This window comes from Kiloniella laminariae DSM 19542, from assembly GCF_000374005.1.
GTDB lineage: Bacteria > Pseudomonadota > Alphaproteobacteria > Kiloniellales > Kiloniellaceae > Kiloniella > Kiloniella laminariae.
On sequence record NZ_KB893134.1, the window covers coordinates 429,132 to 442,511 of the forward strand.

The window sequence follows — 13,380 nt, forward strand, 5'->3', positions numbered from 1 at the left end:
AAGAGAAAGTTGACCAAAGCCACCATAACTTCTGCGCTAAAAGAATGAAGGTGCAGTAAAGTGTGTTCCTTCTTCACCTAACCGGTTTTTGGTGAAGAGAGGGGGCGCTTAAAGACAAGGGACAGGTTATTGGCGGGCATTGAGACGATTTTTTCCAGATGAAATCCCTGTTCATTCGCCACGCGCTGAACATCTTCCAGTGAGCGGATGCCCCATTCTTTATTCTGGCTGCGTAAACTTTCATCAAAATTGAGGTTTGATGGTGCCGTCGGAACGCCATCCTGAAAGAAAGGGCCATAAAGATAAAGCGGTGAGCTGGGCTTCAGAATACGGCCCATACCGGCAAACAGGCCACAGGTAGCAGCCCAGGGTGCTATATGCAGCATGTTGATACAGACAGCAGCATCGGCCTGTTCAAGAGGCCAGTGATCACTTGTTGTGTCGATATGGAGTGGGGGCAAAAGATTATCAGCTCCAGTATCCTGTAGGTGCGCAGTAATGCCGGGAAAGTTATCCCGACTGTATTCGCTGGTTTGCCAACGCAAGGGGGCGAGCTGCGGACCAAGCCAGGCAGCATGTTCTCCAGTCCCGCTGGCGATTTCAAGCAACAGGCCATCACATGGCAGAATGTCGCGGAGTACGGCCAGAATAGCAGCGCGGTTGCGCTCGGTTGCCGGAGCATGCCGCCGGGGATCGCTCTTTGGGGGAAAGTTATCACCGGAGGTGTTGCTAGTGGGGGTGTCGATCATTAAGTTTGACTTCAGGGGCTGGTTCGTTAGTGCAAGCGAGATAAGGCCGTGACGAGAATTTCCAATAAGTGATTTTATAAAGGTGACACATTGCTCAATCGTATCAAGGAACTTTTTACAGGCTCTTCAGAGACCGCAGGAAAAAATGTCGGGCGCACCAGTGATGTCAAAGTTGCTGCCGCAGCCTTGATGGTTGAGGCCGCCCGGATGGATGAAGATTTTGGTACAGAAGAGCGGCAAAAGATATTTCAGTTGCTGGAGATGCACTTTGGGCTGAGCCGGGAAGAAAGTGGAGATCTTCTGGATCTTGCAGAGGAAAAGGCAGGTGAATCCAGCCAGCTTTTTGGTTTCACGCGCTTGCTAAAGGAGAGCTATAGTCTGGAAGAGCGGGTCGGTGTGATGGAAATGCTGTGGGAGGTGGCCTATGCGGATGGTGAACTCCATCATTTCGAAGCCAGTTTGATGCGACGAATCGCCGGATTGCTCTATGTGCCCGATCACGATAACGGTAACGCCAGAAAAAAAGCTCTTGCCCGTTTGGGGTTGACGGGGTAGGGGCTATCGGAATAATCCGGTATACCCGGCATTGTATGATGGGAACTGGTAAGAGCCTGCTTCAAGATATCATGCAGGAAAAACGTGCCTGGTAGATCTGGTCAGGAGCCAAAGTGGAGATTAGAAGATGACCTATGTCGTCCTCGAAAATTGCATCAAATGCAAATATATGGACTGTGTGGAAGTTTGCCCGGTGGATTGTTTCTACGAAGGTGAAAACATGCTGGTCATTCATCCTGACGAGTGCATCGATTGTGGTGTATGTGAACCTGAATGCCCGGCAGAGGCCATTTTGCCTGATACAGACCCCGCTTCTGAAGCCTGGATGGACCTGAACCAGAAGTATGCCGAGATCTGGCCAAACATTACCCGGATGGGTGAAAAGCCTGCGGATGCTGATGAGTGGAACGGCGTTGCTGGCAAATTTGACAAGAACTTCAGCGAGAAGCCGGGAAATACTGACGGCTAGCCGGATATTCCATGCGAATCGGATGCAAGCGTCAGTCATCCGTAAATGTTCTTTTTCAAAATGATGTCCCTGGCCCTGCCGCAATGCGGCGGGTTAACATTGTTGCATGTGCAAAATGCGCGGCAGGCATGCTCTACGCGAATGTTGAATTTCCCCCCGGAATCGTGTATAACAAAGCTGTGACGAACGGATAACTGCGGTAAAGTTGTGGGAAAATTTCTTAATATTCCCCATTTCGGACGTTTCCAGGTTTTAGGGTAGTTACTCTCCTCGCCATCTCGAAAAAAGATGTCGGCGGGGTTTCTATGCGCGTTTGGCATATCGGTTGCGGTGCGATAACCGCAACGACGGGGTCTTGAAACCGTGATGTGCTGATCTGAACATACACCCTGATAAAAATTCAGGCGGTCAAAACGGAGAGAAGAGATCTAATGGGCAAGCAAACAGAATACAGTGCCGGCGATTACGTGGTTTATCCTACACATGGTGTTGGACGTGTTCAGGGCATCGAAACCCAGGAAATTTCTGGTGTTACTCTTGATTTGCTGATTGTAACTTTCGAACAGGACCGGATGACCCTGCGGGTTCCGCTAATCCGTGCTGAGAGCTCTGGCCTACGTAAACTTTCCAGCCGTAAGTTGATGGATGACGCCCTGACGACCCTGAAAGGTCGTTCGCGTGCCAAGCGTACCATGTGGAGCCGTCGTGCCCAAGAATATGAAGCCAAGATCAATTCTGGAGATCCTGTTTCTATCGCCGAGGTTGTCCGTGACCTACACCGTGGTGCCGATCAGCCAGAGCAGTCTTTCAGTGAGCGTCAGATGTACCAGGCAGCTCTTGAACGCCTTGCCCGCGAGCTTGCCGCCGTTGAAGAGATCGATGAAGATTCAGCCGCTGTAAAACTTGAAGAATTGCTTGCAGCAGCCTGATTTTCCGGGGAACATAGAAGCGCGGTTTCCGGTTTGTGGAGCCGCGCTTGATTTTTCTTCGCTTTAACCGTCCGCAACGCCGGGCATAAAGCTGGAAAGTCAGTTGGTGGTGATTTTGCTGTTCTGGGCAGATGCCCCTTTTCGCGTTAAACGCGAGCTGCCGCTGGGCATGAGGAGGGATTTGTTTCTGGAGCAACCAAAGCAAAGTCAGCAGCTGTATCAAGAAAGCACGTCTTTCTGAGCAGTCATGCTTCTATCCAGCCGATTATTCCTGCTTTAGATCAGGACAGGGGTGACCTCCCAGCAAATGGGTGATCTGCAAAAATTCGCAGTTATGACCGCCACTCACCGGATGTGGGCTATCAGTGCCATTCATGGCGAAGTCGGAAAATTGCGGCATATCCATTCAGCTTTGGAAAGCCGTCTGCAACGCGGCGATAGAGTGGTCTATCTCGGAAATTTCATGGGGCGGGGTGCTCATATCAGTGAAACGCTGGATGAACTTGTTTCCTTCAGGCGATTTTTCCTTGCCCGGTTTCAGAATTTTACCCGTGATATTGTTTATCTGCGCGGTGCGCAGGAAGAGATGTGGCAGAAGCTGCTCCAACTTCAGTTTGCAACAGATCCCCGCGGGGTTTTGAGCTGGATGATCGACCAGGGGGTCGGGGCTTCGTTGTCAGCCTATGGTTTTGACCCTAGTGAGGGTTTTCATGAGGCCGCCGCAGGTGCCATGCAGTTGACCCGCTGGACCAACAAGGTGCGCCGGGCGATGCAGGAAAGACCCGGGCACTATCAAATCATGGGTGAACTCAAGCGTGCTGCCTATCCGGATAATGGCACGACACTTTATGTAAACAGCGGCATCAACCCGACACGTCCACTGGAAACCCAGAAAGACAGTTTCTGGTGGGCCAGTAATAGTTTTCTCAAATTGAATGAGAATTTTGGCCCCTTCACGCGTGTCTTCAGAGGCTATGATCCTGCTCAGGCAGGGGTAACCTATAATAAGCATGCTGTCAGCCTGGATGGGGGCTGCGGTTTTGGGGGCAATCTTGTTGCAGCCTGTATTCATCTTGATGGACAGGTTGTTGAATTGCTTGAAAGTTAATGCCGCTTACTGACTGCTTATCGTGATCCGCCGGGTGCTGGTCACCTGTCAAAATAGCAAGGATGTTGTGCTGCGAGGGCAGACCCCAAAAGGGATGCGCGTATAAGCTGCCTTTCCTTTTGTTGCAGCGACGCATCCTGTCGAATCGTTTCGCCCGGCAAGGATCGGGTACCAGTTATGAAATTTGTAAGATTTTTGATGCATTCTGTTGTCCGTGAAGCTTCAAGAAGAATTTGGTTCCGAGCAGTTTTCAAGTGCTTCTGATCTGGTAATCTGGGCGAGTAACGTTTTGGCGGACTGGTTTGTTATTCTGATTTTTAACTCTGCACAGGCGCTGTGGCATGCGCTGGAGAGCTTGCTGTATCCAGCCCTGTTTTTTGCCGGACTTGCCTTGATTATAAAGCGGCGGCGACTTTTTCAGGATTTTCGCCAAGCTTTGCCCGAAACAACCATCACTCTTTCCCTGATGGCTTTCAATATTGTCTTTGTGTTGCCCCTCCTGACGATTTTTTTGCTCTGGTTGACAGAAACAGGGGAGCGCTTTGGTTTCAGGATTGTTGATGAGCAGTTTTGGAAACAGCTGCCTGAGCCGCTGGTCATATTTTTGGCTGTTTTTCTGGGAGATTTTATCGGTTACTGGCGCCATCGCCTGGAACATAGTCCGTTGCTCTGGCCATCGCATGCCGTACACCACTCAGATACGGAAATGACCTGGCTGGCGTTGGAGCGCTTTCATCCTGTTAACCGGGTGACGACGGTTGTGATTGACAACACTGTTTTACTTTTGCTGGGTTTTCCGCCTTATGTACTGATCGCCAATAACTTGGTGAGGCACTATTACGGCTATTTCATTCACGCAGATCTACCATGGACGTATGGTCTTTTGGGTAAAATTTTTGTGTCGCCCTCTATGCATCGTTGGCATCATGCGGCTGATTACCGCGCCTTCAACACCAACTTTGCAACGGTCTTTTCCCTGTTTGATGTGGTGTTCGGAACTTACCGTGTGCCGGCCCCAACCCCGACCCAACTTGGGGTTACCGATAATATGGGGGACGGGGTGATCGGACAGTTAAGTTATCCTTTCAAGCCCAATGGCTATCGGCGTGTCTGGCGACGTCTGACCGGTGGGGCGGATCCAGCCGCCTAAAGCATCTTTTGTGTAATCAGAAATGAAGACAGAGCTTTAGGTGTTTCAGTGCTTTAAGCATTTACCATGTCCGTGTTTTTTTCTCTTTTGACCAATGCCAGTCAAAAGGAAAAAGCTTTTGGGTTTGTTCTTTACTCTTGCTGAAGCTGACGGTCGCTTGGTCAGGGGGATGACGTCAGTTCATAAACTTCTGTTGTGTTTTCCCGCCCGCGCAAGGCAAAGGTACCTTTCAGCGTGGTTGTGAGTGTCGGGGTCTTGCCAAGAAGATCCCTTGTCGCTGAGGAAATCAGTATTTTGGCCGAATGTGTGTTGTCCGTAAGAGCTTCCTTGGCCAGCGCTTCCAGACGTTGGGCTGTATTGACGGTATCGCCGATCAGGGTGTAGTTCACCCGCCCTTTTGCGCCAATATTCCCGGCAATGGCTGGTCCGCTGTGAATCCCGATCCGGATCTGGATCGGCAGGAGGCCAGCCCTTTCACGCGCTGCATTGTCTCTGGCCAGGGCAGTTTCGATTTTAAGCGCGGCACGGCAGGCAAGGGCAGCGTGATCTTCCTGGTTGGAAGGAGCCCCCCAGAAAGCCATGATTGAATCACCGATATATTTGTCGATGGTGCCTGCCTCGCTTTCGATACAGTCGCCCAGCAGGCTGAAGTAATGGTTGAGCAGTTCGGCCAGTTCGGCAGGAGGCATGGATTCACTCAGGCTGGTAAAGCTGACGATATCCGTGAACATAACGGTGGTATCACGTTCCTGAGAGAGGATGCCTTCGCCATCAAGTTCCATCAGCTGTTTGACCAGGGTTTTGGGGACATAGTTTTCAAACCACTTGAGGCCACCAAGCATGGAATTATAGGCATTCGCGGCGACATCCAGTTCGCGAAACATGCTGCCGGGCAAGCGTTCAGCATGCACCAGATCAAGATTGCTGACCTGTTGGGATGCCCGGGACATGCGTAACAGAGGCTGTGCGATAAAACGTCCAGAGAAAAATATCAGAACTACGGAAATTAGGGCAACCGCCAGTGCAGTGTAACCGGTGAGGTAAAGGCGATCATAATAGTCTTCGAGCTCGCCTTCCTTGAAATAGATGCCCAGAGTCAGATCATCAAATCCATAGCCTGAGAAATTGGTGTGGAGAAAGGTGATTTCGCCGGAAAAAGAATCAACCAGATGGCCTTTGATTGTTCCGTCCCCGAGGATCTCGTTAAACTCGACCAGAGGCTCATCCCAGATAAGGCGCAGGTTGCCGTCGATCACCTGGTCCAGATTGGGCAGGGGATTGGCAGCGGTCAAACCGGAACGGCTCATATCAATCAGCGACGGATGGGCAAGGACCATACGTTTATTCAGTAACAAATAGGTGTGGTTGCCCGTATCCTTGTCCAGTTTGTCCAGATATTCCGAGAGAGAGCTGATCGAGATAATGGCCCCGATGACCCCGATGTATTCACTGTTCCGATAAAGCGGGTGATAGACTGCGATATGGGGTTCTGCTTTTTCCTCTATCCAGACAATTCCTCCCCAATGGACGCCTTTAGCGGTACTCATCTCATAGAGAGTCTGGGAGAAAAGATCGTCGTAACCCTGTCGATTTTTGTCATTCTGGCTGAGGAAGGCATTTTTGCTGAGCCATCCGGCCCTGATGGAGGTTCCATCCAGCTTCATGATTGCCATCCCGGTGACCTGGGGCGTTGCCGCCAAAGCCCCCTTAATGGTCTGGATTACGGCTTTGCTATCATCTGGATCAAGTAATCCCTGCTCGACCAGATTGGCCATATAGGCAACCTGGTTGGCGGCGGTGTTCAGCTTGTTATCAAGGTGCGAGCGGATAGAGCCAAAACTGATTTCCGTGATCTCACGCGTGAGGGAGAAGGTATTGTCTCTGGCGGTGTGTAATGAAAGCCAGATGACAATGGCCAGCGCCAGCATGGTAATACCGCCAAAGCCGAAGGAAAGCGCAACTGCAATCGAGGGACGCCATCCCTGTCCACCGATCGCACAATCTATTTTTTGATTCTGTTTGTCTTTGCCCGTTTTCTCTCCGGGAAAGGGATTCTTATCTGGTGGCGTATCTATGACAGTTGCCAAGAGGATTTCCTGTGTTCTTATTCGGTGATCAATTTGACTTTTTGGCCGGTCGCGAGCGGACTTTGTTCGTTCAGGCCATTGAGAACCAGAAACCGCTCAAGCGGGTAATCGGTAAAAGGCATTTTTTTGGCGAGGCTGTGGACCGTGTCACCAGAACGGACAGTGTGAATCCGGAGGCGATAAGGCTTGAGTTTGGCGGCTTCGGCTTTTGACAGCCGGTTGAAGCTGTATGTGGTGCGGCGGAAGTCTTCTGACAAGGCAGCAGTCTGTTCCGGGTCGGTAATGAAGGTCAGGCGATAGACCTTGTCTGCTTCAAAGCGGATGGCGACCAGACGGATATCCCGGGGACCGTTTTTCCCCTGTACCCGGGCTTGCCCTGTGGCTGCTTCCATACCATTAATGGTGATGTTCTCAACGCCGTCCAGGGAAATGTTTTTGGCCCAGACAGCGGTCATATAGTTCTTCAGGCTGCCGCTGACCTTGCCTTTGGCTCCGTCGAAAATGATAACGGAACTATCTTTGACAGCGGCGACCTGGCTTGTTCCGTTTATAAGGCGAAAGCCTTCCGGGGCGGTAAAGGTAAGTTCCAGGTCCGGGTGGGAAAACTGTTGGCCGCGAATATAACCCTGTGCAGGGCTGTCGCCATAGAGAATGCCGTCGATCTTGCCGAGATAGACATCGCGCCCGATGATCGGGTTCTTGACGCTGGTGGCCCCCGCCTGCTGGATCGCCCGTTCGATCCGGTCAGAGGTGCGCGGGTGGGTCTGCATGATATTGAACTGGTCGGCCCGGTCCGGGTCTCCGGCAATCTTGGCATCCAGCCGACCACTGGCCTGAAGCTGGGTCAGAAAGTTGCCCATGCCGTTGGGATCAAACTGTCCGCGCGAGAGATAACGAACCCCCAGCAGGTCTGCCTCGAATTCCTGGTCGCGGGAAAAGCCTTGAACGGCCAGCGCTCCGGCCGAGCTGGCAGCCTGGGCCACCTCGCCACTCCCGGTCAGGATACCCAGACCTGCCGCCAAAACGCTTGCTGCAACAGTCGAACCGTAACGTTCGGCGGAGTGTTTGGCGGTGACGTGACCAATTTCATGGGCGAGCACACCTGCGACTTCGGCTTCATCATTGGCAAGCGCGAGCAGACCGCGGGTGGTGTAGACATAACCGCCGGGCAGGGCAAAGGCATTGACGATCGGGCTGTCGAGAACGGTAAAGGTGAACTGTTGGTTCGGCGTTTCCGAGGTCTTGGCCAGAAAATTACCAACACTGCTGATGTAACTGGTCAGTGCTGGATCCTCGTCATAGGCCCCGCCAAATTCAGCAAGGATCTTACTGTGCTGTTCCCGGCCAACCTGCTGTTCCTGTTCAGCAGACATGCCGCCGTTAAAGAAGGTTCGCCCGGTGGCTTCCGAGGTGGAGCAGGCAGAAAGCAGCGGTCCTGCGGCCAGCAGGGCAAGGGCGAAAAGGGGCTGTTTGAAACGAGAGAGGTGGCGCTGTGTCATGGTCAGTCTATGTTCTGTGCGAAATTCGGGGCAGTTTATGCAGGGATTATGTCTTTTCTTCGACCTTGTTGCCACTTTCCTTCCAGGCGGTAAAGCCCCCGGCGAGATGGCTGACACGGGGACAGCCCATATCCTGCAGGCTTTTGGCGGCAAGGGCGGAGCGCCAGCCTGAAGCGCAGTGTAAAATCAGGTGTTTGTCAGGTGAAAGAGCGGGTTTGTGATAAGGGCTGTCCGGGGCAATCCAGAACTCGAGCATGCCGCGTGGGCAATGATAGCTGCCAGGGATCACGCCTTCGCGGGTCAGTTCCCGGATATCGCGGATGTCAATGAGCAGCACATCATCCTGTCCCATCAGCTGGTGGACTTCCTGCGGTGTTTTTTCTGTGATTTCGGCGCGGGCGTTTTCAAGCAGCCTTGTCAGGCTGATCACGGGGGCTGTTGCAGATTTGTTGTTCATCGGATTCCCTGTGTTATCTGCCAGTGTTCTTTTGATCAGTGTTCTCTTGATCAGTGTTCTCTTGGCCAGTTTATTCCGGTTTAGTTGTTTTGTTCCAGCAAAGGAGACAAGGTCTCCAGCTGCAGGGGGCTGTAGAGAGATATCATAGGCCCGTTTTCCCAGAACAGCCAGCCTCGGACACGCAGTCTGCTGCCGGAAAGCTCCAGCAGGCCCGCGCCTTTGTCGGGAAAGCTGTCCCGGTTATCCCGGTCGAGTTTGACAGTGAAGTCCTTGCGCCAGTCAGAACCGAAATTCAGATAGAGAGTATCCCGGACTTTTGCCGTGCTGATCACCCGACCCTCGACCAACTGATAGTGGTCCAGCCCTTTCCCCGCGTATTCCGCAACGAGAGGCTGGAAAGAGTGATAGCCCCAGAGACCGCGCTGTTCCTGCCGGGCCTGATCCTCGAGTGTCAGCAGATACCGGATGATTGCCGGATCACTCTGCTGCGGCATAACCCGGGCGTAGCCCTTGCGGATCAGCTCTTCCTGCAGCCAGATGCCCTGTGATGTGGTGATCTGGGCCTGTTGGCGCCCATAACGGTCATACTGTGGGATTTCCCCTGTGGTGATCAGCCCGGCGGCGATGAAGCCTTCCAGCCTTTGCCTGCTTGCCAGCAACAGCGGGCAAATTTCCGGATGACTGTTGCAATCCCGGTCGTTGAGCAGGCGGATATCCGCAAGACCGAGCAGGCTTTTGTCAGCCAGAAGATACTGACCCGAAGCGGTCAGTTCTGTTGCAGTCACAGGGGCTGTGAAATCAGGGCGTGAGAAAGCGGCGTTTGGTTCTGGCGTGTCCTGCGCGCTGAGCTGCGCGATGGAAAGCCAGAGAAAATATGACAAAAAGAATATGGCTTTTAATGGCTTCATGAGGACGGCATAGTGGGGGCGCGTTTTTGACGAAAGCAACCCCTGCGGGTGAAAAGGGAAAATATCATGGAACAAACACAACTCTATCCTGAAATCGAACCGCAGGAAACCGGGTTCCTTGCTGTCGGAGATGGTCATGAGATCTACTGGGAAATCTCTGGCAATCCACAGGGAAAACCCGTGCTTTTTGTCCACGGCGGGCCGGGCGGCGGCACCGGGCCTAACCAACGCCGTTTTTTTGATCCGGCACATTACCGTATCGTGCTGTTCGACCAGCGCGGCTGCGGCAAATCAACCCCGCTTGGCTCGCTGATCAACAACGACACGCCGCATCTGGTCGCGGATATGGAGCAACTGCGGGTGGCGCTGGACATTGAACGCTGGATCGTCTTCGGTGGTTCCTGGGGCTCGACCCTGTCGCTGGCCTACGCACAGGCCCATCCGTCGCGGACCGATGCGCTGGTGTTGCGTGGGATTTTTCTTTCCCGTCCCCAGGAAATCGACTGGTTTATGAGCAAGACGGGTATGGGGGCCATTTTCCCCGAAGCCTATGCGGCTTTCGAGGCGACCCTGCCTGAAGCCGAACGCGGCAATGTGTTCAATGCCTTTTATGCCCGGCTGACCGATCCTGATCCGGCAATCCACCTGCCCGTTGCCAAGGCCTGGAGTGGCTATGAAGGCAACTGTGTCACGCTGTTGCCCAACCCGCAGATCGTCGAGGATTCCCGCGAGGACGGGCGCGCGCTGAGCACTGCCAGGATCGAGGCACACTATTTCAAGCACGGCAGCTTCCTGCCCCCCGAAGGTCTGCTCGGCGGGATTGACAAGATCCGGCATATCCCGGCGGTGATCGTGCAGGGGCGCTATGATATTGTCTGCCCGATTACCTCGGCCTACGACCTGCACCTGGCCTGGCCAGAAGCTGATTTCCAGGTGATTCCTGCCGCCGGGCATTCGGCTTCGGAACCGGACATCGCCGCCGCGTTGGTGGCGGCGATGGACAAGTTCAGGGATCAATTCAGGGCAATTGTATGACGGTTATAATTTTGATCCTGTATAATCTTGGAGGCGGAACTATGTCGATTTTACGGCGAAAAAATCTCCTTTAAGCCACAGATATTTCTATATTTTTTCACAACACGACAAGAAAGAATGAAGCCATGGTCTTGGGAGTTTCAAACCCAGGAAAGGACCAGATATGGCAAACCCAAGTAATCTTGAACAGTATCAGCTTGAACTGATCAACCGTGCCCGCCTTGACCCGAAAGCCGAGACCGACAGGCTTGGTATCGACCTCAATCAAGGACTGGAGCCGGGCAGCATCAACCCGGACAGTAAACAGCCGTTGGCTTTTAACGAGCAGCTGATTGATTCAGCCCGTGGGCATTCTGACTGGATGCTGGAGACCAATAGTTTTAGCCACACAGGAAATGGTGGCAGTGACCCGGGGCTGCGGATGCGTGACGCGGGACATGAGACAAAAAACTGGGCAGAGAATATTGCCTGGCAGGGCTCGACGGGGCCGTTGGATCGCTCGGCAACAACCCTGAGTGAGCACGAAGGATTGATCAAAAGCGCTGGTCATCGCGTCAACCTGATGAGTGACAGTTTTACCGAAGTGGGATTGGGGCTCTCTGAAGGGGTCTTTACGACAACAGACCAGCAAACCGGGCAACCGCAGGATTGGAACGCCCTGATGACAACCCAGAACTTTTCCGATCAGCAGGAGGGCAAGTTCCTGACAGGTGTTGCCTATAATGATGCGGATGGTGACGGGTTCTATTCCGTCGGGGAAGGCCGCGGCAATATTGTCGTCGAGGCCACGGCAAGCGAGGCCCAATCAGAAACCCCGCAAACTGAAACTACCCAGACCTATGACAGCGGTGGTTATCAGCAAATACTTGGTGCGGGGGAATACAACGTCCGTTTTTCCGGCGGTGACCTGACCCAGTCGGTTGCTGTTGCCCTGGCGGTTGCCGGGCAGAACGTCAAACTTGATCTGGTTGGTCAGGATGTCGTTGAAAGCTCGGTTACGGCAACGGCGGGTGAAAACCTTACAGGCATCAATCTGCGGGGACTGAATGACATTGATGCGACAGGTAATGAGCTGGACAATGTATTGAATGGCAACAAGGGGAACAATATTCTCTCAGGCGCTGCGGGGGCTGATATGCTCAATGGGGGCGCGGGGGATGACCGCCTTGATGGCGGCGCGGATGCCGACACCGTGATCTATAACGGCAATGCCAGCGATTTTGAAATCACTGAAACGGCTGAGGGACATCAGATCCGTGACCTGCGCGGCATTGAAGGCACCGATACGCTGATCTCTGTCGAGGCCGTGAAGTTTAACGACCAGACTGTGCAACTGGCTGCGGCCCCTCCAACACCCGAGCCAACGCCTGAGCCAACACCCGAGCCGACACCTGAGCCGACGCCCGAGCCAACACCCGAGCCAACGCCCGAGCCGACGCCCGAGCCGACGCCCGAGCCAACGCCCGAGCCGACGCCCGAGCCGACGCCCGAGCCGACGCCCGAGCCGACGCCCGAGCCAACGCCCGAGCCAACACCCGAGCCAACACCCGAGCCAACGCCTGAGCCGACCCCGGAACCAACACCCGCTCCCAACACGATTGAGGGAACCACGCGCGGTGATTATCTGATGGGGACCGAAACCAATGACCTCATCACCGGATTGCGAGGGCATGATCTGCTCTTTGGTCAGGGCGGCGATGACGAGATTTTGGGGGGGCGTGGTCACGATGTTCTCATCGGGGGCGCAGGGAATGACACACTCGACGGTGGTCACGGCCTTGACCTGCTGATCGGGGGCGAAGGGGACGATATCCTGATCGGTGGAGATGGTCATGACTTCCTGTTTGGCGGCGATGGTGCAGATCGCTTTGTCGTCTCGTCCGATCGCGGTGTTGACCGGATCTTTGATTTCAATGCAGAGGAAGGCGACGTGATTGATATTGCCGACCTTCTTGGCGATGTCGGGTATGAAGCCGGTGTTGAGGGGGATGCGCTGGATAGTTATCTGCGTGTTGAGGGCAACAACCTCCTGATCAACAACGGGGATGGCCCTTCCTGTGCGACTGGTGCGGATAGTGGCTGGGACCAGGTTGCGACGGCTGACTTTGGCGGGCAGAGCCTGCAGGACCTGCTGGACAACAACAGCATCATCACGGAAACCGCCAGTGTGTAAGGCCGTTTGACCCCATGATCAGGCCGGAAGGGGGGCCGCGGCCTGGGCTGAAAGATAACCCTGAGGCACCCTGTCTCCTTTGTGCCTCCCCTTGCCCTGACAGACCTATTGGGTGTGTCAGGGTTTTTTTGTGCTCTCAGCAGGTTTATCAGCAGATGCAGGACCAGATGTATGGGAGGGCACTCGGGCAGGCTCTGGGCTGGTTTTGTCGCCAGAGACCGGTTTTCAGGAAAGCAGGGGATTTGAACGTCACTTCCCCTT

The 13,380-nt window shown here is 53.8% G+C and carries 12 protein-coding genes; 7 read left to right on the forward strand and 5 right to left on the reverse strand.

The annotated features are described in order from the left end of the window. Positions 1-77 precede the first annotated feature (77 nt). Complete coding sequence (locus tag B152_RS0102075; protein ID WP_020590718.1) at positions 78-749, reverse strand: DUF938 domain-containing protein; 672 nt, start codon at positions 747-749, stop codon at positions 78-80. 90 nt (positions 750-839) lie between these two features. Between B152_RS0102075 and B152_RS0102080 the strand changes: the two genes are divergently transcribed. From B152_RS0102080 to B152_RS0102105, 5 genes are all read left to right on the forward strand, one after another. Then, positions 840-1,304: a tellurite resistance TerB family protein gene (locus B152_RS0102080; RefSeq protein WP_020590719.1), complete on the forward strand. Its 465-nt coding sequence runs from the start codon at positions 840-842 to the stop codon at positions 1,302-1,304. 127 nt (positions 1,305-1,431) lie between these two features. Beyond that, positions 1,432-1,773, forward strand: a complete 342-nt coding sequence (gene fdxA, locus B152_RS0102085; RefSeq protein ID WP_020590720.1) for a ferredoxin FdxA — start codon at positions 1,432-1,434, stop codon at positions 1,771-1,773. Positions 1,774-2,204: 431 nt separating this feature from the next. Further along, complete coding sequence (locus B152_RS0102090) at positions 2,205-2,702, forward strand: CarD family transcriptional regulator (protein ID WP_020590721.1); 498 nt, start codon at positions 2,205-2,207, stop codon at positions 2,700-2,702. Between the two features lie 292 nt (positions 2,703-2,994). Beyond that, a complete protein-coding gene (locus tag B152_RS0102100) occupies positions 2,995-3,810 on the forward strand; it encodes a hypothetical protein (RefSeq protein ID WP_211212093.1) in 816 nt (271 codons plus the stop codon). A 214-nt stretch (positions 3,811-4,024) separates the two neighbouring features. Further along, a complete protein-coding gene (locus tag B152_RS0102105; protein ID WP_020590724.1) occupies positions 4,025-4,960 on the forward strand; it encodes a sterol desaturase family protein in 936 nt (311 codons plus the stop codon). Positions 4,961-5,121: 161 nt separating this feature from the next. Here B152_RS0102105 and B152_RS0102110 read toward each other — a convergent pair whose 3' ends face one another. The 4 genes from B152_RS0102110 to B152_RS24875 all read right to left on the reverse strand — a co-directional run bounded on the left by B152_RS0102110 (position 5,122) and on the right by B152_RS24875 (position 9,911). Continuing rightward, entirely contained in the window at positions 5,122-7,047 is a 1,926-nt protein-coding gene (locus B152_RS0102110; protein WP_020590725.1) for an adenylate/guanylate cyclase domain-containing protein, read from the reverse strand. Positions 7,048-7,064: 17 nt separating this feature from the next. Continuing rightward, positions 7,065-8,546, reverse strand: coding sequence for a M48 family metalloprotease (locus tag B152_RS0102115; protein WP_020590726.1), 1,482 nt, complete (start codon positions 8,544-8,546; stop codon positions 7,065-7,067). Between the two features lie 46 nt (positions 8,547-8,592). Continuing rightward, on the reverse strand, positions 8,593-9,003 hold the full coding sequence (locus tag B152_RS0102120; protein WP_020590727.1) for a rhodanese-like domain-containing protein: 411 nt from the start codon (positions 9,001-9,003) through the stop codon (positions 8,593-8,595). An 80-nt stretch (positions 9,004-9,083) separates the two neighbouring features. Then, on the reverse strand, positions 9,084-9,911 hold the full coding sequence (locus B152_RS24875) for a thermonuclease family protein (protein ID WP_157230775.1): 828 nt from the start codon (positions 9,909-9,911) through the stop codon (positions 9,084-9,086). A gap of 66 nt (positions 9,912-9,977) precedes the next feature. Here B152_RS24875 and pip point away from each other — a divergent pair, with 66 nt between their 5' ends. Together pip and B152_RS24880 are read left to right on the forward strand one after the other, a co-directional pair. Further along, positions 9,978-10,946, forward strand: coding sequence for a prolyl aminopeptidase (gene pip, locus B152_RS0102130; protein ID WP_020590729.1), 969 nt, complete (start codon positions 9,978-9,980; stop codon positions 10,944-10,946). 163 nt (positions 10,947-11,109) lie between these two features. Further along, positions 11,110-13,119 carry a CAP domain-containing protein gene (locus B152_RS24880; protein WP_020590730.1) on the forward strand — a complete coding sequence of 670 codons (2,010 nt, stop codon included), beginning with the start codon at positions 11,110-11,112 and terminating at the stop codon, positions 13,117-13,119. The last annotated feature ends 261 nt before the right edge of the window (positions 13,120-13,380 follow it).